General features: G+C 73.2%; 1 pseudogene. It reads right to left on the bottom strand.

Features of this window, described 5'->3' with window-relative positions:
- A pseudogene (locus AC0IVP_RS22185) lies at positions 1–235 on the bottom strand (MBL fold metallo-hydrolase); the annotation flags it as partial.

Raw genomic sequence — 235 nt, 5'->3', positions numbered from 1 at the left:
ATCCCGGTGATGGCGCCGAGACCGGTGTCGTTGAGCAGCCCGTCGTGCACGGCGTCGGCCTGCGGGGCGGCCACCTGGCGCAGGTAGTCGATCAGCTCCCCGGTCTTCGACCAGGGCGCGTGCAGGGGCCGCAGCAGCGTCGGGACGGCGACGCCGGGGTCGGTGAGCGCGTCACCGGGGTGGAACACCAGCCCCTCGACGAGGAAGCCGACCTTGGCGATCCGCGGGATGTCGG

This window comes from Klenkia sp. AC732, assembly GCF_979256525.1.
The sequence above is the reverse complement of the archived record's forward strand: the minus strand, read 5'-3'. Positions and strand labels throughout refer to the sequence as shown.